This window comes from Burkholderia plantarii, assembly GCF_001411805.1.
Taxonomy (GTDB): Bacteria; Pseudomonadota; Gammaproteobacteria; order Burkholderiales; family Burkholderiaceae; genus Burkholderia; species Burkholderia plantarii.
Window position 1 is genome coordinate 1,795,222 of record NZ_CP007213.1, and the last position, 21,780, is coordinate 1,817,001.

Here is a 21,780-nt window from a genome sequence, read left to right on the forward strand (position 1 = left end):
CGGACCTCAACGACGCAGGTCGGCTTCCGGCTCGTCGCGCACCTCGAGCACGTAGCCCATCCCGCGGATGGTATGCAGCAGTTTGTCGGAGAACGGCCCGTCCAGCTTGGCGCGCAGCCGCTTGATGGCGGTTTCCACCACGTTCGCGTTGCTGTCGAAATTGACGTCCCACACCAGTTCGGTGATGGTGGTCTTCGACAGCACCTCGCCGCGCCGGCGCGCGAGCACGCCGAGCAGCTGGAATTCCTGGGCGGTCAGGTCGAGCCGGATGCCGTTGCGCGAGGCGCGCCGGCTGATCAGGTCCACCCGCAGGTCGCCGATCGAGATCAGCGTCGATTCCTGCACGCGCGCGCGGCGCGTCAGCGCGCGCAGCCGCTCGATCAGCTCCAGGAACGAGAACGGCTTGGTCAGATAGTCGTCGGCGCCGCCGCGCAGGCCGCGCACGCGGTCGTCCACGCGATCGCGCGCGGTCAGCATGATCACCGGCGTGTCCTTCTGGGCGCGCAGCGCGCGCAGCACGCCGAAGCCGTCGATCTTCGGCAGCATCACGTCGAGCACGACCACGTCGTAGTCGTATTCGACCGCCTTCCAGGCGCCGTCCTCGCCGTCGGTCGCGGTGTCGACCACCCAGCCTTCCTCGGCCAGCCCGCTCTTCAGGTAATCGACCACCTTCGGTTCGTCTTCGACTATCAGTACTTTCATTCGCTGGTTCCGGTTGCGATGCCGGCGGCCGGCCGGGCCGCGGAGTCGGCGGCCAGGCGGGGCGCCGGCGCGCCGCCACGGGTGTCGCCGTTCGTGACATTGGCCGCCACGGGCGCGGCGCCCGACCAGCCGCCGCCGAGTGCTTTTGCGAGATATACCACCAGTGCGGCCCGTTGGCCACGGATCTGCACTTCCTGGCGCTCGCTGGTGAGCAGCTGCTGTTGCGCGCTGATCACGTCGATGTAGGCGGTCAGGCCGCCGCCATAGCGGTCCTGGGCGAGCGAGACGAGCTGGCGCGCGTCGTCCACGGCCGCGCGCGCGCGCCGCTCGGCCTCGTCGAGCGCCGACAGGCCGGTCACGGCGTTCTGCACTTCCTGGAAAGCGGTCAGCACGGTCTGGCGGTAGCTGGCGCGCGCCGCGTCGTAGCCGGCCTGCGCGACCTCGACGCCGGCCTTGAGGCGGCCGCCCTCGAACAGCGGCTGGGACACCGAGGCGCCCACCGACCACACCAGCGCCGGCACCGTGAACAGGCTCGCGAAGCGCGTGGCTTCCCAGCCGATGTCGGGCGACAGCGTGAGGCGCGGGAAATAGGCCGCGTGCGCGATGCCGATCTGCGCGTTGGCGGCCGCCATCGCGCGCTCGGCCGAGGCCACGTCGGGGCGCCGCTGCAGCAGCTCGCTCGGCACGCCGGTCGGCAGCCGAGGGGCGGTGAGCGGCTGCACGCGCGGCGCGATCGAGAACGACGGCGCGGGCGTGCCCACCAGCGTCGCGATCGCGTGTTCGTATTGCTGGCGCGTGTTGAGGAGCAACTGCGCCTGGGTTTTCGTCGCGTCGAGCTGCGAGCGCTGCTGCAGCAGGTTCAGGCCCGACACGGCGCCCAGCTCGTGCTGCGCGGTGACGAAATCGAGCGCTTTCTGCTGCAGCGCGACCGAGCGGTTCAGCACGTCGGTCTCGGCGTCGGTCTCGCGCAGCGCCAGGTAGGCGGTGGCCAGATCGGCCGTCAGCACCAGCCGCGCGTTGACGAGATCGTCGCCGGACTGCTCGGTGCTCGCGCGCGCGGCCTCCACGGTGCGGCGGATCCGGCCGAACAGGTCCAGCTCGTAGCTGGCGTTGGCACCGATCTGCGTGTCGTTCTGCACCGTCGACATGTTGCGCTGGGCGTAGTTCGTCAGCGGCCGGTCCGCCGAGATCCGCTCGCGCGCCGCGCTGGCGCCGAGCCCGATTGACGGCAGCAGCGAGGCCGAGGTCGAGGCCAGCGCGGCCTGCGCCTGCGCGTAGTGCGCGGCGGCCACGGCGAGCGTCTGGTTCGCGCCGAGCGCGCGCGTCTCCAGCGCGTCGAGCAGCGGATCGTTGAACGCTTCCCACCAGTCCGGCGCGAGCGGCGCGTGCGAGGGCGTGCCACGCTGCCAGTAGGCGTCGCCGGGCGGCGGCTGCCAGGCGGCGGGCGTGTCGTCGACGCCTGGGCGGTGGTAGTCGGGGCCGACCGCGCAGCCGGCCAGCGCGAACGCGGCCAGCGCGAGCGCGGCGGGCAGCGCGGGCGGGGCGCGACGTGAGCGCGGCGCCGGGGGCGAGGCGGGCGTGCGAGATGCGGCCGGGTTGGGCGTGCCGCGAACGGCGAACGTCGCCGTGCCGCTCGCCTGGCCGGCGTCGGCCGCGTGGGCGGCACGGGCCACGCAGGCGGATGAACCGGCAACGGCCGTGGTCGCGCGTGCGGCGCGCCGTGCCGGGAAACGGACCCGGATCACGATCCGGCCCCCGGGCCGGCCTTGGTGGCCGAGGCGGCGTCCGGCGCGGCGGACGAGGTGGCCGAAGCGGCCCGGGTCGAAGCCGAAGAAGCCGAAGAAGCCGAAGAAGCCGACGGGGAAGCCGCCGCCCCCGAAGCCCCACCCGCCGGCGCCGCCGCCTTGACGATCACTGCGTCGCCGTTGGCGAGCGAATCGCTCGGGTTCAGCACGAGCCGGTCGCCGGCCTCGACGCCTTCGTCGATCTCGAGCGTCTTGCCGAGCGTGCGCGCGATCCGCACCGGGTGCAGCGCGATCTTGCCGTCGGCGCCGACCACCGCCACCGTCGGCCCCTCGGCGCGGAACAGCAGCGTGTTGGCCGGGATCGACAGCGTGCCGACCGCCGCCATCGGCAGCGTGGCCTTCACGTAGGCGCCCGGCAGCAGCCGGCCGTCGCCGTTGGGCAGCGTGATCTCGATCTGCAGCGTGCGGGTGGCCACGTCGATCGCCTGCGCCGTGTGCGTGATGGTGCCGTCGAAGGTGCGCCCCGGCAGCTCCGACTGCGTGATGGCCACGTGCTGGCCGAGCCTGACCTGCTGCGCGTAGGTCTGCGGCACGCGCACGTACAGGCGCAGCCGGTCGGCCTGGGTCACCACGAACAGCGCGCGGCCGGCGCCGCCATTGCCGGCGTTGACGAGGTCGCCGATGTCGAGGTTGCGCTGGGTGACCACGCCGTTCACCGGCGCGACGATCTTCTGGAAGCCCTTCAGCTCGGTCAGGCGGCGCACGTTCGCGTCGGCCGCCGAGAGGTTCGCCACGGCCTGGTTGTAGGCGCCCTGGCGGTCGTCGAGTTCCTGCTGCGAGACGGCGTCGCGCTCGCGCAGCTGCCGGGCGCGATCGAACGAGGTCTTGGCCAGCGCCAGCGTCGACTGCACCTGCTGGCGCTGCGCCACCGCCTGCGCGAGTTCCTGGTCCACCTCGGGCGTGTCGAGTTCGGCCAGCACCTGGCCGGCCTTCACGCGCGTGCCGATGTCCACGTCCCAGCGGCTCACGTAGCCGCTCGCGCGCGCGTAGATCGGCGCTTCCACGTAGCCGCGCAGCGTGCCCGGCAGGGCGAGCCGCGTGTCGCCGGTGGCGGGGCCGGGCCGCACCACGCTCACGTACTGGCGCGCGTTCTGCTGCGCGAGCTGTTCCAGCTGGTCGTGGTTCAGGTGGTCGGCCACCAGCGTGCGCACCGCCAGCGCGGCCAGCAGCACGCCCGCCACGATCAGCGCGAGCGTCGCGCGGCGCCTGACCTGCGCGCGGGCCGGCAGATCGAGGCCCGACGATTCGTCGACGTGGAGCCCGACGGAGCTGTGACGTTTCTCTTCCATGAGTTCAACCGGTCTATACGAATCCAGGGGTCAGGACGCCTCGGCGCGATGCTCGCGCCGCTTCGCCAGCCGATGATGCACGCCCGCGAACACGAGCGGCACGAAAAACAGCGTCGAGACGGTGGCGAACAGCAGCCCGCCGATCACCGCGCGGCCGAGCGGGGCGTTCTGCTCGGCGCCCTCGCCGAGGCCGACCGCCATCGGGATCATGCCGATGATCATCGCCAGCGCGGTCATCATGACCGGGCGAATTCGCGTGGCGCCGGCCTCCAGCGCGGCCGACAGCGCCGGCACGCCGGCATCGAGCCGCTGCCGCGCGAACGCCACCACCAGAATGCTGTTGGCGGTGGCCACGCCCACCGTCATGACCGCGCCGGTCAACGCCGGCACGCTCAGGTGCGTGCCGGTCACGAACAGCATCCAGGCGATGCCGGCCAGCGCGGCCGGCATCGCGCTGATGATGATCAGCGGGTCGATCCACGACTGGAAGTTCACCACGATCAGCAGGTACACCAGCACGATCGCCATCGCCACGCCGGCGCCGAGCCCGAAGTAGGAACTGCGCATGGTTTCCACCTGGCCGCGCAGCGTGACCGAGGTGCCGCGCGGCAGCGTCGCGCGCGCCCTGGCGACGATCGCGTCGATGTCGGAGGCCACCGCGCCGAGGTCGCGGCCGTCCACGCTGACGTAGAGATCGGTGACGAGCCGGATGTTGTAGTGCGTGACCACCGCCGGATCGACGTCGCGGCGTATCTCGGCGAGGTTCGAGAGCAGCTGGTACGGCGTGCCCGGGCTGCCGGACGCGGCCACCGGCGTGGAGAGCAGGTCGCCCACCGAATGGATCTGGTATTGCGGGGTCTGGATCGTCAGCGGGTACTGCACGCCGGTACGCGGGTTGACCCAGAACGTCGGGCTGGTCTGCGAGGTGCCCGCCAGCGAGATCAGCATGTTCTGCGCGACGTTCTGCGCCGACAGGTTCAGCTCCTGCATCCGCGTGCGGTCCATGTAGGCGGTCAGCAGCGGCTCGTCGTTGCGCTGCAGGACGTGCGCGTCCACGGCGCCGGGCACGGTGCGCACCGCCTTGAGCAACTGGCTCGCGATCCGCATGTTCGAGGCCGCGTCGTTGCCCTGCACCTGCACGTCGATCGCCGCCGGCTGGCCGAAGTTCAGGATCTGCGTGACGATGTCCGAGGGCTGGAAGAAGAACTCCACGCCTGGGAAGCGTTCCGGCAGGATTCGGCGCAGCGCCGCCACGTAGCGGTGCGCGCTCGGGTGGCCGTCCTTCAGCGCGATCATGATCTCGCCGTCGAGCGTGCCGATCGTGCCGGCGTTGCTGTAGGACAGGTTGATGCCGCTGGAGGGCAGGCCGAGGTTGTCGACGATGGTGTCGAGCTGGTCGCGCGGCACCACCTCGCGGATCACCTTTTCCACCTCGTCGGCGAGCCGCGCGGTTTCCTCGATGCGGATGCCGGTCTGGGCGCGCATGTGCAGCCGGATGTTGCCGGAATCGACGCTCGGGAAGAAGTCGCGGCCGAGCGCGAACACCAGGCCGGTGGACAGCAGGCAGAAGCCGAGGAACGCGATCGCGGCCACCCGGCGGCGCACGATCAGCATGCCGAGCAGCACGATGTAGGCGGCGCGCAGCCGCTCGAAGCCGCGGTCGAAACCGTGATGGATGCGCGCGAAGCGCGACGCGCGGCGCGCCGGCACGGCGTCGTGGCCCGCGGCGTGCGCGCCGGCCGGCGACTTGACGCGAAACAGCAGCATCGCGAGCGTCGGCACCAGCGTGCGCGACAGCACGTAGGAGGCCAGCATCGCGAACACCACCGCCTCGGCGAGCGGCACGAACAGGAAGCGCGCCACGCCGGTGAGGAAGAACATCGGCACGAACACGATGCAGATGCAGAGCGTGGAGACCAGCGCCGGCACGGCGATCTCGCCCGCGCCCTCGAGGATCGACTCGCGCAGCCCGGTGCCCAGGTGCAGGTGGCGCTCGATGTTCTCGATCGTGACGGTGGCGTCGTCCACCAGGATCCCGACCGCCAGCGCGAGGCCGCCCAGCGTCATGATGTTGATGGTCTGGCCGAGCGCGGCGAGCGCCAGGATCGAGGTGAAGATCGACAGCGGGATCGACACCGCGATGATCAGCGTACTGCGCCAGTTGCCGAGGAACAGCAGGATCATCATCGCGGTCAGCAGCGCCGCGATCAGCGCCTCGCGGATCACGCCCTGCACGGCGGCCTTCACGAACACCGACTGGTCGAACAGCGCGCTGATCTTCAGGTCGGCCGGCAGCGTCGCCTCCACCGAGGGCAGCAGCGCCTTGAGCGCGCCCACCACCTGCAGCGTGGAGGCGTCGCCGTTCTTCATGATCGACATCAGCACGCCGCGCTGGCCGTCGCGGCGCACCACGTTGGTCTGCGGCGTGAAGCCGTCGCGCACGTGGGCCACGTCCGACAGGTAGATGGTGGCGCCGTTCTGGGTGCGCACCGGCAGGTGGTTCAGCTCGGCCACCGTGTCGGGCGAGGCGTTGGTGCCGACCCGGTATTCGGTCGGGCCGATCTTCGCGGTGCCGGTGGGCAGGATCAGGTTCTGCACGCCCACCGCGTTGACCACGTCGGACGGCGTGAGGCCCTTGGCCATCAGCGCCTGCATGTCGAGGTCGACCGAGATCACGCGCGTGCGCCCGCCATAGGGCGCCGGGATCTGCACGCCGCGCACCGTGACCAGCTGCGGGCGCAGGAAGTTCTGCGCGATGTCGGCCAGCGACTCCTCGGGCAGCGACTGGCTCGACAGCCCGAGCTGCAGCACCGGGATGCTCGACGCCGAATAGCTGATGATCAGCGGCGGGGTGGCGCCGGGCGGCATCTGCCGCACGATCGACTGGGCCGACGAGACCGTCTGTGCGATCGCAGTTTGCGTGTTCGCGCCCGGCTGCAGGAACACCTTGACGATCGCGATGCCGGGCAGCGTCTGCGATTCGAGGTGCTCGATGTTGCCGACGGTGGTGGTCAGCGTGCGTTCATGGACCGAGGTGATGCGGTCGGCCATGTCGCGCGCCGAGAACCCGCTGTACGTCCAGATCACGCTGATCACGGGGATGTCGATCGACGGCAGCACGTCGGTCGGCGTTCTGACCAGCGCGAGCGGCGTCGCGAGCAGGATCATGATGGCCATCACGATGAACGTGTACGGGCGGCGCAGCGCTAGATTGACGATCCACATGGAGGCAGGGGGCGGGCGGCTCGGGAGGCGGGGCGAGGTCGGGCCTGGATGATAGTGAATCACGCGGGACGCATTCCTGACGCCAAAATGGCTGAATTGTCAGGAAGCGGCCGGCGGGATGCGCCAGGGCACGGCTTCAGATCTGGTCGGTGCCGATCGTGCGCAGCCGCGCCAGATCGGTCACGGCGATCTCGTTGTAGGCGATCCGCAGCAATCCCGCGCGTTCCAGCTGCCGCAGCGACGGGTTGATCCGCTGCCGCGACACGCCCACCAGCATCGCGAGTTCTTCCTGCGAGATCGGCAGCGTGGCGCCGGTGTCGGGATAGAGATCGGGGTTCATCAGCTGCGCGAGCGCCTGCGCGACGCGCGCGTCCACGTCGAGCAGCCGCGCGTTCTGGATCGAGGCGATGAATTCGCCCATCCGGTTGTTGAGCTGGCGGATCACGAAACCCGTGAACGGCAGGCTGGTGTCGAGCAGCGCATGGAACGTGGCCGACGGCACGAACAGCATCAGCGAGCGGCGGATCGCGATCACGTCGTACTTGCGCAGCTCGCGCTTGATCACGCTGCCCTCGCCGAACCAGCCGCCCGAGGGCACGCCCGAGAGCGTGCAGCCGCGCCCCTGCGCGTTGTGGATCGCGAGCTTGACGAGCCCGTCGTGCACGCCGATCCAGTCGCCGGACGGCGCGTGGCGGCGCGCCACCGCCTCGCCCGCCTCGCGCCACTCGGCCCGCGCGTCGGCCAGCACGCGCGCCTGGTGCTCGGGCGCGAGCGCGCGAAACCAGCCGCAGCGCCCGAACAGCACGGCGAGCGCGGGCAGCGCCGGCACGGCGGGCGGCGCGGTACCGGACGGAGGATTCGCGAGGGCGGCGTCGGTCATGGGGCAGGGTTTGCGAGCAGAGGGATAACGCGGGTTCGAATCGGGCGAGTCTGTCGTTTCGATGACAGACGGCTCACAATGCCGGCGGTAGCCTATCGCAATTCGAACGAGATCGAAATCGCGAATAACGAGCGGGCGCGGCCGGCGCGGACGGCCCCACCCGACACCAACGAGCAACACGGAGACACGACATGACGCAGCTGTTCGAGACCGGGCTGGGCCGGCGCGAGGCGAACCACGTAGCGCTCACGCCGATCGATTTCATCGCGCGCGCGGCGGAGGTATACGGCAGCCGGCTCGCGGTGGTGCATGGCGCGCAGCGCACTACCTGGAGCGAGGCCTACGAGCGCGCGCGGCGGCTGGCCGGCGCGCTGGCCGAGGCCGGCATCGGCCGCGGCGACACGGTGGCCGCCGTGCTGCCCAACATCCCGCCGATGATCGACGCGCACTTCGGCGTGCCGATGGCGGGCGCCGTGCTCAACGCCATCAACACGCGGCTCGACGTGGCCTCGATCCTGTTCATGCTGCGCCACGGCGAGGCCAGGCTGCTGATCGTCGATACCGAATACGCCGAACTCGCGCGGCGCGTGGCGCAGGAGCTGCCGGCGGTGCGCATCGTCTGCGTGGCCGACGCGCTGCCGGCCGACCCCGCCAGCTTCGGCGGCGCGACCGACTACGAGGCGTTCCTCGCCGGCGGCGACCCCAACTACGCCTGGACGCCGCCCGCCGACGAGTGGGACGCGATCGCGCTCAACTACACCTCCGGCACCACCGGCGAGCCGAAGGGCGTGGTGTACCACCACCGTGGCGCCTATCTCGCGGCGCTCTCGAACCTGCTCGAGTGGGACATGCCCAAGCATGCCGTCTACCTCTGGACGCTGCCGATGTTCCACTGCAACGGCTGGTGCTTCCCGTGGGCGGTGGCGGCGCGCGCGGGCGTGAACGTCTGCCTGCGCAAGTTCGATCCGCGCACCGTGTTCGAGCTGATCCGCCGCGAGCGCGTGACCCACTACAGCGGCGCGCCGATCGTCCACGGCGCGCTGGCCGACGCGCCGGCCGAATGGCGTGCCGGCATCGAGCACGTGGTCCACGCGCAGGTGGCGGGCGCCGCGCCCGCGCCGGCCGTGATCGCGAAGATGAAGGCGATCGGCTTCGAACTGCTGCACGTGTACGGGCTGACCGAGATCTACGGGCCGGCCACCGTCTGCGCCGAGCAGCAGCACTGGGCCACGTTGCCCGACGAGGAGGTGGCGCGGATGAAGGCGCGGCAGGGCGTGCGCTACCACCTGCAGGCCGGCGCCACCGTGCTCGACCCCGACACCATGCAGAGCGTGCCCGCCGACGGCGAGACGCTCGGCGAGATCATGTTTCGCGGCAACCTCTGCATGAAGGGCTACCTGAAGAATCCCAAGGCGACCGACGAGGCGTTCGCGGGCGGCTGGTTCCATACCGGCGATCTCGGCGTGCTGACGCCGGACGGCTACATCCGCATCAAGGATCGTCGCAAGGACATCATCATCTCCGGTGGCGAGAACATCTCGAGCATCGAGGTGGAGGACGCGCTGTACCGGCATCCGGCGGTGGCCGTGGCCGCGGTGGTGGCGCTGCCGGACCCGAAGTGGGGCGAGGTGCCGTGCGCGTTCGTCGAACTGCGCGAGGGCATGCAGGCGAGCGAGGCCGAGATCCTCGCGCACTGCCGCACGCTGCTGGCCGGCTACAAGATGCCGAAAGCGGTCCGCTTCGGCGAGCTGCCGAAGACGTCCACCGGCAAGATCCAGAAGTTCCAGCTGCGTACGCAGGCGCGCGCGGAGCGGGAGAGCGACGAGGGCGCGCGGGCGGGGAATGCCGCGCTCGCGGCGGACCGGACCGGTTGAGACGGGCGGGTGCGGGGCGCCGGGATCAGGTCGCGGGCTTGCGGCGGCGCGCCGTCGGCTCGGCCGGGGCAGGCCGGCCGAGGGGCCGGTTCGGGTGGCGCGATCCGCTTCGGGGTGGTGCGGCACGATTCGCGCTGGCCCGATCCGCATGTCAGCGCCGCCCCGGCGTCGCGCGACGCAGCGACGGGCGCGGCCACGCGGCGGCGCGCGGCGTGACCCGCGCGGATCATGCCCGTCGCGGCGCGGCGCGCGGGACGAAAGTCGTCCGCTGCCGGGCCGCTGCCGCCAGCCGGCGGCTTTTTTGCTTGCTCAGCGCGTGACGAACGGCGTGCCGGCAGCCGGCGCGCCGCGCGCGAACCGGCGCTGCCGCAGCAGCGCCACGCGACAGTTCTCGCGCGCGACGTCGCGGCCGTCGTCGTCGAGCAGCACGAGGTCGCCGCGCATCACGTTGAGCGTGATCACCTGGCCGCTCGGCGAGGCCAGCGTCTCGGGCGTGTGGACCGAGCCGGCCGGCTCCAGCACCGTGCTGCCGGCGCGCGCGATCCAGTCGTATTCGCGATAGCGCCACTCGCCCTCCAGCGTATAGACGAACACCGTGCCTTCGTGCCGGTGCCGCGGCAGCGCCATGCCCACCGGCATGCGCAGCAGCACGGTCAGTTCGTCGCGCGCGGCGTCGATGTGCAGGTACTGGATCGCGAGTCCCGGCAGCGCGTCCGCCATCGGCAGCCAGGGCAGATCGTCGTGTTGCAGGCAATGGATCGGCGGCAGCGCGAAATCGGCTGGAATCATGACGGGGATCATTGGAGAGATGGCGCGAAACGGCCATGGGGCGACTATTATGGCAGACCGTCGTCCGCCCCGAGCGAGCCGGCGCCGTGGCTCCGCCCCGGCCCGGGCCATCGCGGCGGACGGCGGCCGCGTAATCGAGGCAGCCCGCGGGCTGCGCCCGGCCGGCCCGGATCACCGCCTTGTTATTTCGGTATGCAGAACATCGGGCGGCGTGCCGGCTTTAACCAGCAAGGACAACAATGACCGGAATCACCCGCTGCCGGAGAGTGGCAGCCGCGCCGCTTGCTCGGCTCGTTTCGTTCGCCCTGGCGGCATCGTGCGTGGCCGCGCACGCGGCCGCCTACCGCCCGGACACCACCCTGCTCACGCAGGACATCGTCTACGACGTCCACGCCGACGGCACCTACACGAAGGACGTGACCGAAAGCTGGCGGATCGACACCGAGAAGGGCGTGCGCGAGGACGGCGAAGGGCGGCTTTCCTACAGCACCTCGCTGCAGGCGCTCGACGTGACCGAGGCCTACACGCTGACGAAGGACGGCCGGCGCGTGGCCGTCGGCGCCGGGCAGATCCACGATCAGCAGACCCCCGAGAGCGCGCGGGCACCGATGTTCGACGACAACAAGGTGAAGGTCGTGGTGTTCCCGGCCGTCGAGGTGGGCGCGACGCTGGTGCTGCATTCGCGGCTCACGCAGAAGGTGCCGATCTTCCCGGGCCAGTTCTCGGCGCTGAACTACTTCACCGACAACGTGCGCCGCGAGTCGATGCAACTGACGGTGCGTGCGCCGGCCGACATGCCGCTGCACGTCGATGCCGTCGATCTGCCGGGCGGTCGCGTCGAGTCCGACCGGCCCGACACGCAGGTGTGGCGCTGGTCGCTGACCGGGCGACCGGCGCGCACGCCGGAGCTGTCGGCGACGGCCAACCTCGATCACAGCCCGCGCGTGGCGATCACGAGCTTCGCCGACTATGCGCAGATCGGTGCCGCCTATCAGCAGCGCGCGCTCGACAAGGCGGCCGTGACGCCGCGCGTGCGTGCGCTCGCCGAGCAGCTCACGCAGGGCGTGAGCGACCGCCGCAAGCAGGCCGAGATCCTCTACGACTGGGTCAGCACGCAGATCCGCTACGTGGCGATCCATCTCGGCTTCGGCGGTGTGGTGCCGCATGACGCCGACGCGATCCTGGCCGCCGGCTACGGCGACTGCAAGGACCATGTCACGCTGCTGGAGGCGCTGCTCGCCGCCAGGTCGATCCGCAGCGAACCGGTGCTGATCAACCTCGGCGACGCTTACTGGGTGCCGAAGGTGGCGCTGCCGCTCGGCGTGTTCGACCACGCCATCAGCTGGCTGCCCGAATTCGATCTGTACGTCGATTCGACCGCCGGTTTCGCGCGCTTCGGCGTGCTGCCGCCGGGCGAACTCGGCAAGGTGGCGCTGGTGGCCGGCGGCGAGGGGAGCCCGGGCGGGCTGCGCACGCTGCCGCTCGCGAATCCCGACACCGCGCGCGTGACCGTGACGACGCGCATGAACGTCGCGCGCGACGGCACCGTGACCGGCAGCGCCCGGGTCGAGAACGGCGGCTACTTCGATCTGGCCGCGCGGCAACTGATGGCGTCCGTGCCGCCCGGCATGGAGGAGCAGCTGGCCGAGCGCGTGCTGTTCGTGACCGGTCAGGACGGCTCGGGCACCTATCACCATGGCGACGTGCGCGACCTGAGCGTGCCGTTCGACTATGGCGCCGACTTCCGGCTGCCCGACTACGCGCTGTTCCCCGGGCCGGGCGCGTTCAAGGTGCCGCCGGGCCTCGGCAGCTTCGAGGGCATCAGCGGAACCTTCATCGCGGCGGGGCCGGACACGCGGAAGTTCGCGATCGCCGTGCCGGGCCGCCACCTGACCGAGATCTCGATCATCACGCTGCCCGCCGCGATCCGCGTGCCGCGCCTGCCGAAGCCGGTGTCGGTGTCGTCGCCGCTCGGCACGTATACGGCCACCTACCGCGCGAACGGGGCCACCGTGACCGTCACGCGCGACCTGTGGCTCACGCCGCCCGGGCCGGTGATCACGCCGGCCGATTATCCGGCGTTCCGCAAGCTCGGGCTGGCCGTGAAGCGCGATCTGCGCACGCAGCTCGTGTATTGAGCGGGTGGCGGCACTGGCGGGCCGAGGTGCGTGGCCGCGGGTGCGGGTCGGGCGGCCCGCCGGGATTTCGCGTAGGCCGTCGCGCGGTCACGGCGGCGGCCCGCCTGATCGCCGGTGCGGCGGGATGGGGGCGCCGGCGGTGCTTCGCGGCCCGATCCGACGCGCAAGCGAGTTCGGTGGCGGGTTGATGCCTCGCGCCGGCCGATCCCGGTGCCTGCTTCGCTTCGCGCGCCCGGCGTTCGGGTTTGCCGCGCCCGGCCGCCGCGTTCGGGCGTATACCAACGCGCAACGACAGGGCGCGCGCGGCGTCGCCGCGACGAGCGCGCCTGTCGGCTTTCCCGATCCGACGCGTATGACCCGAATCCCGCCCTCGAACCTGCCGTCCGCCTACGCACCGCCCACCGCCGACGATTCCGCGCGCGGCCCGGCGGCGGACGCGCCCGGCCTGGCGAGCGCGCCGGGCGGCACGATCGCGGGGCTGCGCACCATCGCGGCGGACGGCAAGCGCACGCGCGGCGCGCTTACCGCGGTGCGCAGCGAGGCCACGCGCGAGCGCCTCGGCCGGCTGCGCACCGAACTCGCGCGGATCAGCCCGCCGCCCGCCACGGCCGACGCGGCGCGCGCGGCGATCCTTGCCGCGATGGCACGCGCCAATCTCGCCGGCTGGACGATCCCGGCGCTCGACGATGCCGACTCGCTGGCCTATCAGGACGGCTCGCGGCGCATCATGCTGATCGCGCACGCGATCATCTTCAATCCGTCCGGCGCGTTCCGGATCGTCGATCTGCGGTCGAGCACGCCGGTCTATTTCGAGGCGGCGGGCGAGGGCGAGTGCCGCTTCGTGATGCCGCGCGATCGGGACGGCGCGGGCGTGGCGGGCGGCCGGCGGCGGATCGGGATGCGCTAGGGCGGCGGCGCGGTCGGCCACGTCCGCGCCGCGCCGGTCAACTCCGCGCCACCTCCGCGCCGCCCGACGCAACCGGTAGGCCGCCGCCGCTCACCCTACAGGCATCGCGCTTGCTATCTCATCCTGTTTCAGCCACCCGGACGAGATCATGCCGATGAACGATGCCAACCGCCAACCCTCCGACGAATCGCGCCAGCCGGCCAGCACGAAGGTGCCCGCGCCGTCGCGCGGCGAACCCGCGTCGCCGGCCGGCCGGCACCCCGCGCCGCCATGCACGCTGGTGATCTTCGGCGCCGGCGGCGACCTGACGAGCCGGCTGCTGATGCCCGCGCTCTACAACCTCGCGGTGGACGGCCTGCTCGACGACGGCACCAAGATCATCGGCGTCAATCACGGCGAACGCGAGACCGGGGCGTGGCGCGACGATTTACACAGCGCATTGCAAAAGCTCGCCGCCGACAAGGCCAGCACCTTTCACGCCGGCAAGCTGGACGGGCACGCCTGGGACTGGGTCGCGCAGCGCCTGCAGTACATGGCCGGCGACTTCGAGGACGACGGCGCCTACCAGCGCCTCGCGCAGCAACTCGGCAAGGACGGCAAGGGCGACGCCGGCGGCAACGTGGTGTTCTACCTCGCCGTGAGCGGGCGCTTCTTCAAGCCGATCGTCGAGCGCCTCGGCAAGGCCGGCCTGCTGAAGGAGGCCGGCGACGGCGGGCCGTTCCGCCGCGTCGTGATCGAGAAGCCGTTCGGCAGCGATCTGGCCTCGGCGCGCGACCTGAACCAGCACCTGCTCGGCTTCATGAAGGAGTCGCAGATCTACCGGATCGACCACTTCCTCGGCAAGGACACGGTGCAGAGCATCCTGGCCGTGCGCTTCGCCAACGCGCTGTTCGAGCCGATCTGGCGGCGCGAGTACATCGACAGCGTGCAGATCACCGCGTCCGAGGTGATCGGCGTGGAGCGGCGCGGCAGCTTCTACGAGCAGACCGGCGCGTTCCGCGACATGGTGCCGAACCATCTGTTCCAACTGCTCGGCATGGTCGCGATGGAGCCGCCGAACTCGTTCGACGCGGAAGCCGTGCGCGACAAGAAGGCCGAGATCTTCGACGCGCTGAAGCCGCTCGCGCCGCAGGACGTGGTGTTCGGCCAGTACACGGCCGGGCCGGGCGGCGCGGCCTATCGCGACGAGCCCGACGTGGCGCGCGACAGCACGACCGAGACCTACGCGGCGGCGCGCGTGCAGATCGACAACTGGCGCTGGGCCGGCGTGCCGTTCTACCTGCGCACCGGCAAGCGGCTGGCCGAGCGGCGCACCGAGATCTCGGTGCAGCTGAAGCCGGTGCCGTTCCGGCTGTTCCGCGACACCCCCAACGACGCGCTGACGCCGAACGTGCTGACGCTGCGCATCGATCCCTCGCACGGCACCAGCTTCGACTTCAACGTGAAGACGCCGGGGCCGGTCATGCAGATCGGCGCGGTGCGCTCGTCGTTCGATTACGATGCGTTTTTCCCCGAGCGCGCGAACGTCGGCTACGAGACGCTGCTTTACGACTGCCTGCTCGGCGACGAGACGCTGTTCCAGCGCGCGGACAGCATCGAATCGACCTGGGAAGCCGCCGAAGCCGTGCTGCACCCGCGCGACGGCGCCGCGATCCCCGTGCATGACTACCCGGCCGGCAGCGAGGGGCCGGCCGAGGCCGACGCGCTGATCGAGCGCGACGGGCGCGCGTGGCGCCCGCTCGAGGCGCGGGAGGCGGGCGCCGGGGCGGATTCAAGGCCGGATTCGAAGTCGAAGTCGAAATCGGATGCGAAGCCGGACGCCGGCAAGGCGTGACGACGGCGCGACACCCGGCGGCCCCGGTCACGGCATCGCCGGCCGGCCGGCGCATGGTAGCGACAGGCGGAACCAGACGAACCACGAGACGAACTTCATGAAACCGAGCAAGAAACCCAGCACGAAACCCCATGACGCGAACGACGCGGCCGATTCCAGCGGCGGCGGGCGCATCCTCTCCATCGACATCGGCGGCAGCGGGCTGAAGGCGGCCATCGTCGACACCCGGGCGAACATGCTCGGCAAGCGCGTGCGCGTGGAGACGCCGCATCCGTGCCCGCCGGGGCTGCTGGTCGATACGCTGCACGCGCTCGTCGCGCCGCTGATCGCGAGCCATGCGCCGTCGCGCGTGTCGATCGGCTTTCCCGGCTTCGTGCGCGACAACCGCGTGCTGACTGCGCCGCACATCGGCCCGGACGGCTGGCGCGACGTGCCGCTCGCGGCGATGCTCGGCGAGCGGCTCGGCATCGACGCGGTGCGCATGATCAACGACGCGGAGATGCAGGGCCTGGCCGCGATCGAGGGGCACGGCCTCGAATTCGTGCTGACGCTCGGCACCGGCGCCGGCACGGCGCTGTTCCGCGACGGCGAGCTGATGCCGCATCTCGAGCTCGCGCATCATCCGGTCAGCAAGAAGCACGCGTATGACGAATACATCGGCGACGCGGCGCGCCGCAAGGCCGGCAACAAGCGCTGGAGCCGGCGCGTCGGGAAGGTCATCGACATCCTCGAATCGCTCGTGCATTACGACAGGCTGTGGATCGGCGGCGGCAATGCCGCCCGGCTGAAGCTGGCGCTGCCGCCGAACGTGGCGACGGTGCCGAACGATCGCGGCATCGAGGGCGGGGCGCTGCTGTGGCATCCGCGCTCGGTGCGGGAAGCGCGGCGGGGCTGACGGCCCCTGGCGCGCCGGCTTCCCGGGCGATATTTACAGCGACTTCGCGGCGTCGGCCGTGGGGATGGCCGGCGCCGGATCGGCCTCGTGGCGCAGGCCGTTGTCGAGGACGCGCACCACCACGCGCGCCTTGTCGTCGACGAACGAGTAAGGCGCCGGGTAGCAGGCCACGGTGTATGAGTGTCCCGCCTCGAGGTCGGCCGTGGTCGCCGGCTCGGCCGAGAACGACATGTGTCCCATGTTGATCCATCCCCGCACGAAGGCGCGGCCGAGCGGCGACACCGAGGAATCGACGGCGACGTCGCCGTTGCCGCAATGCGCGGTGATGGTGTGCTTGCCCGGCAACGCGTCGACCTTCGACGGGAAGCCGAACAGCCAGCTGCTGTCGTCGACCTGCTTGATGCTGGTGACCAACTGGATCATCAGGGTGCCGGAGCGCACCGCCTGCGCCTGGGTCGGGTCCGGCAGCAGCGTCGCCACTTCGGAGGCCGGGCGCGCCGGTCCGTCATAGGCCTGCATGCCGGGCATCATGGTGGCGCATCCCTGCAACAGGGTGACGAGGCCCAGCCCCGCGGAAATCATTATTGTTTTCATGGTGGTCTTGATTCGGTGATGTCTGCCTCGATCCCGAGGCTCCCGTTTTCTTACATGGATTACAGCGCGGCGGATGATAGCAGAAGGATCGGCCGGCGCCGCGCGGTGGAGGAAAGCGTTGATAGCCATGCGTTTCCCGGGGTGAGCGCCGGGCGAAAGCGGGTAGACTCCGCAGTTTCGTCGTCCCGCGATATCGGAGCAGTTCGTGAAACGCATTCTTGTGATCGGCATCGGCGCCGGCAATCCCGACTACCTGACCGTGCAGGCCATCAAGGCGCTGAACCGCGCCGACGTGTTCTTCGTGATGGACAAGGGCGCGGCCAAGAGCAAGCTGATCGAGCTGCGCCGCGAGATCGTCGAGCGCTACGCGACCGAGCGCAACTACCGCGTGGTCGAGGCCACGAGCCCCGAGCGCGGTCCCGACGGCGCCAGCTACGTGGGCGCCGTCGAGACGCTGAACCGCGACAAGCAGGCCGTGTTCGAGCGGCTGATCGCCGACGAACTGCGCGACGGAGAATGCGGCGCGTTCCTCGTGTGGGGCGATCCCGCGCTCTACGACAGCACGCTGCGCATCCTCGACGCGATCCTCGCCGATGGCCGGCCTGGCTTCGACTACGAGGTGATCCCCGGCATCAGCAGCGTGCAGGCGCTCGCGGCGCAGCATCGCGTGCCGCTCAACGCGATCGGCCGCGCGTTCGAGGTCACCAACGGCCGCGGGCTCGCCGAGGCCGGTTTCCCCGCGCGGGCGGACAGCGTGGTCGTGATGCTGGACGCGCGGAACGCGTTCACGCGCCTGGACGGCGGCGATCTCGAGATCTTCTGGGGCGCCTACGTCGGTACGCCCGACGAGATCCTGATATCCGGTCCGCTCGACGAGGTGCGCGACGAGATCGTGCGGGTGCGCGCCGAGGCGCGTGAGCGGCACGGCTGGATCATGGATACCTATCTGCTCAGGAAGCGCGCGCGCGGCAACGGCTGAGCCGGCATCGCGCCCTCAACCGAACCAGCGGTTGGTGCGCGCCCAGCGCGCGAACAGCTTCGGCCAGGAGGCCGGCTCGCTGTCCGGCACCCCGAGCGACCAGCCGTGCCCGCCCGACTGGTAGACGTGCAGCGCGGCCGGCACGCGCGCGTTGCGCAGCGCGGTATGCGCGAGCAGCACGTTGTCCACCGGCACGATCGGATCGTCGAGCGCCTGCGCGAGGAACGTGCGCGGCGCGTTGGCGTCGATCCGCAGCACCGGCGAGAGCGCCTCGGCGGCGCCCGTCGACGGCGCGTCGCCGAGCAGGTGGCGGTGCGAGCGCGTGTGGTCGAACGGCGGCAGCAGCGTCAGCACCGGATACATCAGCGCGGCGAGATTCGGGCGCGCCGAGAGCCGGTCCGCGCCGTCCGTCTCGGGATAGCGCCGCGCGTTCGGATCGAACGCGGTCATGCCGGCCAGGTGGCCGCCCGCCGAGAAGCCCAGGATCGCGATGCGCGCCGGATCGATGCCGTCGCGCTGCGCGCGCGAGCGGATCACGCGCATCGCGCGCTGGCCGTCCTGCAGCGGCGCGCCGCGCTGCCAGCCCTGCTCCGGCAGCCGGTAGACGAGTTCGTAGGCGGTCACGCCGAGCGAGGCGAGCCAGCGGCAGACCGGGCCGCTTTCATGGGCCAGCTCCACGCATTCGTAGCCGCCGCCCGCGATCACCAGCGCGGCCGCGCCGTTCGGCGTGGCGGGCCGGTACACGTGCAGGCGCGGCGCGACCACGCCGATCACGGCGCCGCGCCGGATCACGCGCTCGCCGTCGAGGTTCATGTCGGGCAGCGGGTCGGGCGGCAGGTCGCGCCACAGCCGGATTGCCTCGTCGGGCAGCAGGCGCGGCGGCGCGGCCGTGGCCGGTTCCTTCGCGGGTTCCTGGGCGCGCGCGGCGGCCGGCAGCAGCGCGCCGAGCGTGCCGCCCACGGCGGCGCCGAGCAGATTGCGGCGGGTGTCGTCCATATCTGGGGAAGGGGCGCGATGAAGCGATGGCGTCAGGCTTGCATTTAACCGCATCGAGGCGGTCGGGGTTGTGACGTAATGTATAAATGATCGCCAGCAAGTGATTCGCCTGGTTCTCCCGGGCCGTGTCAATCGGGGAGAACGGCCATGCCGGCCACCCGGCACGTCGATCACGCATTCCGTGCGAGCGGGCTCTCGCCGTGGCGCGAACGGCGGCACGACCGGCCCTGGCATCCGGCTTCAGATCCCACGCTGGTTCACGCGTTTCGACAGTGCCTCCGCGCTTTCCTTGCGCTCGCTGTAGCGGTCGAGCAAGTACGCGCCGGTATCTCGCGTCAGGAACGTGAACTTCACGAGCTCCTCCATCACGTCGACGACCCGGTCGAAATACGCCGACGGCCTCATCCGGTCGCGCTCGTCGAATTCCATGAACGCCTTGGCCACCGACGACTGGTTCGGGATGGTCAGCATCCGCATCCAGCGGCCCAGGATACGCATCTGGTTGACCGCGTTGAACGACTGGGAGCCGCCGCTGACCTGCATCACGGCCAGCGTTTTGCCCTGGGTCGGACGCACGGCGCCGATCGACAGCGGAATCCAGTCGATCTGCGCCTTCATGATGCCCGTCATCGCGCCGTGGCGCTCCGGGGAACACCACACCATGCCCTCCGACCACTGCACCAGTTCGCGGAGCTCGGCCACCTTCGGATGGGTCTCGGGCGCGTCGTCGGGCAGGGGCAGGCCGCCCGGATCGAAGATGCGCGGCTCGGCGCCCATTGCCGCCAGCAGGCGCGCCGCTTCCCGCGTCAGCAGGCGGCTGAACGAGCGCTCGCGGACCGAGCCGTAGAGCAACAGGATGCGTGGCGCATGCGAGGACGGGGAACGGTTCGACAGGCGGGCCGGGTCGGGAACCTGGAAACAGGCGCTGTCCACCTGCGGCAGGTCGTGGGTGGGCTCAGGCATGCTTGCCCCGCGCATCGATCACGACTTCGCCGTCTTCCTTGGTGAACGGGGCCGCCTGCGGGGTCGGCAGGAGCGCGAGGACCGCTTCCGAGGGACGGCAAAGCCGCGTACCGATCGGCGTCTGCACGATCGGCCGGTTGATGAGAATCGGGTGGGTGATCATGAAGTCGATCAGTTCCGCATCGGTCCACTTCACGTTGTCGAGATCCAGCGCGTCATACGGCGTGCCCTTGCGCCGGAGCACGTCGCGCACCGGCACGTTCATGGCGGCGACCAGCGCAAGCAGTTCGTCGCGACTCGGCGGTGTCTCGAGATAGCGCACCACGTGCGGTTCGACGCCGGCGTTGCGGATCATGGCCAGGGCATTGCGCGAGGTGCCGCAATCCGGGTTGTGGTAGATCGTGATATCGGTCATGTCGTGAGATTCCCGGCGTGGTCAGGCGCGTTCATACCAGGCCTTCGATTGATTGACGATGCGCACCACCAGCAGCATGACGGGCACCTCGATCAGCACGCCCACCACGGTTGCCAGGGCCGCGCCCGAGTGGAAGCCGAACAGGCCGATGGCGGCGGCCACGGCGAGTTCGAAGAAGTTTGATGCGCCGATCAGGGCGGACGGGCACGCCACGCTGTGCTTTTCTCCCACGGCCCGGTTGAGCCAGTAGGCAAGCGCGGCATTGAAGAACACCTGGATCAGGATCGGCACCGCCAGCAGGGCGATGACCAGCGGCTGGCGGAGAATCGCCTCGCCCTGGAATGCGAACAGCAGGACCAGGGTAGCCAGCAGCGCCACGATCGACCAGGGGCCGATTCTCGTCATGGCGGCATCGAAGGCGGCTGGTCCGTTGGCCAGCAGCATTCGCCGCCAGCACTGCGCGAGGATCACCGGGATCACGATGTAGAGCGCCACCGAGGTCAGTAGCGTCGCCCACGGCACCGTGATCGCCGACATCCCCAGCAGCAGGCCGACCAGCGGCGCGAACGCGAACACCATGATGCCGTCGTTCAACGCGACCTGCGAGAGCGTGAACAGCGGGTCGCCGCCCGTCAGCCGGCTCCAGACGAACACCATCGCGGTACAGGGCGCCGCGGCCAGCAGTATCAAGCCGGCGACGTAGCTGTCGAGCTGATCGGCCGGCAGCATCGGCGCGAAGAGATGCCGGATGAACAGCCATCCGAGCAGCGCCATCGAGAACGGCTTGACCAGCCAGTTGACGATCAGGGTCACGCCGATGCCCTTGACGTGCCGGCGTACCTCGTGCAAGGCGCCGAAATCGACCTTGACCAGCATCGGAATGATCATCACCCAGATCAGCAGCCCGACCGGCACGTTCACCCGCGCGTATTCGAGGCGGCCGATCGACTGGAACACGCCGGGCATCATCTGGCCGAGTCCGATGCCGGCGAGGATGCACAAGGCGACCCACACCGTGAGATAGCGTTCGAAACGGTTGATCGCGGGCTTGCCCATCACGCGGCTCCCTCGTCAGGCGTCGCGCAGCCGCCCGCTGCCGGCAGGCAAGGATTGCCCGCGCAGCAGTTCTCGGTCAGGAAGCCGAGCAAGTCGTTCATGACGCTGAAGTTCGCGGAATAGATCATGAACCGGCCCTGCTGCCGGACGCTCGCCAGCCCGGCGTGGCTGAGTTCCTTCATGTGAAAGGACAGCGACGATGGCGCGATCTCGAGGCGCTCGCCGATCTGCCCGGCGGCCAGGCCAGCGGGGCCGGCTTCCACGAGCAGACGAAAGATGCCCAGCCGTGAAACCTGAGCGAGGGCGCCAAGCGCGCGGACGGCGGAGTTCATTTCCATGTTTCGATGATAATCGAAATGTTGAAACGAGCGAAAGGCCGGCTTGAAAAATCCCACGTTCGCGGCAGAGCGGACGGTTTTCGCATCGAGGCAGGCGAACG

18 protein-coding genes are annotated in these 21,780 nt (G+C 70.5%); 6 read left to right on the forward strand and 12 right to left on the reverse strand.

Going from position 1 to position 21,780, the window contains the following annotated elements; all coding sequences use genetic code 11:
* Nucleotides 1-6: 6 nt before the first annotated feature.
* From bpln_RS24825 to bpln_RS24845, 5 genes are all read right to left on the reverse strand, one after another.
* Nucleotides 7-702 carry a heavy metal response regulator transcription factor gene (locus bpln_RS24825; RefSeq protein ID WP_042627869.1) on the reverse strand — a complete coding sequence of 232 codons (696 nt, stop codon included), beginning with the start codon at nucleotides 700-702 and terminating at the stop codon, nucleotides 7-9.
* Complete coding sequence (locus bpln_RS24830; protein ID WP_042629410.1) at nucleotides 699-2,234, reverse strand: efflux transporter outer membrane subunit; 1,536 nt, start codon at nucleotides 2,232-2,234, stop codon at nucleotides 699-701. Before bpln_RS24830 ends, bpln_RS24825 begins: the two co-directional genes overlap by 4 nt.
* Nucleotides 2,235-2,443: 209 nt before the next feature.
* Nucleotides 2,444-3,796, reverse strand: coding sequence for an efflux RND transporter periplasmic adaptor subunit (locus tag bpln_RS24835; protein ID WP_055140291.1), 1,353 nt, complete (start codon nucleotides 3,794-3,796; stop codon nucleotides 2,444-2,446).
* Nucleotides 3,797-3,826: 30 nt separating this feature from the next.
* On the reverse strand, nucleotides 3,827-7,021 hold the full coding sequence (locus bpln_RS24840) for an efflux RND transporter permease subunit (RefSeq protein WP_042627870.1): 3,195 nt from the start codon (nucleotides 7,019-7,021) through the stop codon (nucleotides 3,827-3,829).
* A 136-nt stretch (nucleotides 7,022-7,157) separates the two neighbouring features.
* The gene (locus bpln_RS24845; protein ID WP_123863885.1) at nucleotides 7,158-7,964 is read right to left on the reverse strand and encodes a Crp/Fnr family transcriptional regulator; all 807 of its coding nucleotides are present in this window, start codon (nucleotides 7,962-7,964) and stop codon (nucleotides 7,158-7,160) included.
* 128 nt (nucleotides 7,965-8,092) lie between these two features.
* Between bpln_RS24845 and bpln_RS24850 the strand changes: the two genes are divergently transcribed.
* The gene (locus tag bpln_RS24850; RefSeq protein WP_055140292.1) at nucleotides 8,093-9,775 is read left to right on the forward strand and encodes an acyl-CoA synthetase; all 1,683 of its coding nucleotides are present in this window, start codon (nucleotides 8,093-8,095) and stop codon (nucleotides 9,773-9,775) included.
* A gap of 309 nt (nucleotides 9,776-10,084) precedes the next feature.
* Here bpln_RS24850 and bpln_RS24855 read toward each other — a convergent pair whose 3' ends face one another.
* The gene (locus bpln_RS24855; RefSeq protein ID WP_404991043.1) at nucleotides 10,085-10,576 is read right to left on the reverse strand and encodes a 2,4'-dihydroxyacetophenone dioxygenase family protein; all 492 of its coding nucleotides are present in this window, start codon (nucleotides 10,574-10,576) and stop codon (nucleotides 10,085-10,087) included.
* A 227-nt stretch (nucleotides 10,577-10,803) separates the two neighbouring features.
* Between bpln_RS24855 and bpln_RS24860 the strand changes: the two genes are divergently transcribed.
* The 4 genes from bpln_RS24860 to bpln_RS24875 all read left to right on the forward strand — a co-directional run bounded on the left by bpln_RS24860 (nucleotide 10,804) and on the right by bpln_RS24875 (nucleotide 16,338).
* The gene (locus tag bpln_RS24860; RefSeq protein WP_055140293.1) at nucleotides 10,804-12,702 is read left to right on the forward strand and encodes a DUF3857 domain-containing protein; all 1,899 of its coding nucleotides are present in this window, start codon (nucleotides 10,804-10,806) and stop codon (nucleotides 12,700-12,702) included.
* 352 nt (nucleotides 12,703-13,054) lie between these two features.
* Nucleotides 13,055-13,609, forward strand: coding sequence for a hypothetical protein (locus tag bpln_RS24865; RefSeq protein ID WP_055140294.1), 555 nt, complete (start codon nucleotides 13,055-13,057; stop codon nucleotides 13,607-13,609).
* Nucleotides 13,610-13,757: 148 nt separating this feature from the next.
* Nucleotides 13,758-15,443: a glucose-6-phosphate dehydrogenase gene (gene zwf / locus bpln_RS24870; protein ID WP_055140295.1), complete on the forward strand. Its 1,686-nt coding sequence runs from the start codon at nucleotides 13,758-13,760 to the stop codon at nucleotides 15,441-15,443.
* Nucleotides 15,444-15,540: 97 nt separating this feature from the next.
* Nucleotides 15,541-16,338: an ROK family protein gene (locus bpln_RS24875; RefSeq protein WP_042627875.1), complete on the forward strand. Its 798-nt coding sequence runs from the start codon at nucleotides 15,541-15,543 to the stop codon at nucleotides 16,336-16,338.
* Nucleotides 16,339-16,371: 33 nt separating this feature from the next.
* On the opposite strand, the gene bpln_RS24880 is transcribed toward bpln_RS24875, so the two are convergent.
* A complete protein-coding gene (locus bpln_RS24880) occupies nucleotides 16,372-16,932 on the reverse strand; it encodes a hypothetical protein (protein ID WP_123863753.1) in 561 nt (186 codons plus the stop codon).
* Nucleotides 16,933-17,137: 205 nt separating this feature from the next.
* Here bpln_RS24880 and cobF point away from each other — a divergent pair, with 205 nt between their 5' ends.
* Nucleotides 17,138-17,911: a precorrin-6A synthase (deacetylating) gene (gene cobF, locus bpln_RS24885; protein ID WP_055140296.1), complete on the forward strand. Its 774-nt coding sequence runs from the start codon at nucleotides 17,138-17,140 to the stop codon at nucleotides 17,909-17,911.
* Nucleotides 17,912-17,926: 15 nt separating this feature from the next.
* On the opposite strand, the gene bpln_RS24890 is transcribed toward cobF, so the two are convergent.
* The 5 genes from bpln_RS24890 to bpln_RS24910 all read right to left on the reverse strand — a co-directional run bounded on the left by bpln_RS24890 (nucleotide 17,927) and on the right by bpln_RS24910 (nucleotide 21,679).
* A complete protein-coding gene (locus bpln_RS24890; protein WP_055140297.1) occupies nucleotides 17,927-18,907 on the reverse strand; it encodes an alpha/beta hydrolase in 981 nt (326 codons plus the stop codon).
* Between the two features lie 240 nt (nucleotides 18,908-19,147).
* Nucleotides 19,148-19,885 (reverse strand): arsenical resistance protein ArsH, encoded by a 738-nt coding sequence (gene arsH, locus bpln_RS24895; RefSeq protein ID WP_167352317.1) that lies wholly within the window; start codon nucleotides 19,883-19,885, stop codon nucleotides 19,148-19,150.
* Nucleotides 19,863-20,285, reverse strand: a complete 423-nt coding sequence (gene arsC, locus bpln_RS24900) for an arsenate reductase (glutaredoxin) (protein WP_055140299.1) — start codon at nucleotides 20,283-20,285, stop codon at nucleotides 19,863-19,865. The genes arsH and arsC overlap by 23 nt, the downstream gene beginning before the upstream one ends.
* A gap of 21 nt (nucleotides 20,286-20,306) precedes the next feature.
* Nucleotides 20,307-21,341, reverse strand: coding sequence for an ACR3 family arsenite efflux transporter (gene arsB / locus bpln_RS24905; RefSeq protein ID WP_055140300.1), 1,035 nt, complete (start codon nucleotides 21,339-21,341; stop codon nucleotides 20,307-20,309).
* The gene (locus tag bpln_RS24910; protein ID WP_042627882.1) at nucleotides 21,341-21,679 is read right to left on the reverse strand and encodes an ArsR/SmtB family transcription factor; all 339 of its coding nucleotides are present in this window, start codon (nucleotides 21,677-21,679) and stop codon (nucleotides 21,341-21,343) included. Before bpln_RS24910 ends, arsB begins: the two co-directional genes overlap by 1 nt.
* Between the last annotated feature and the right edge of the window lie 101 nt (nucleotides 21,680-21,780).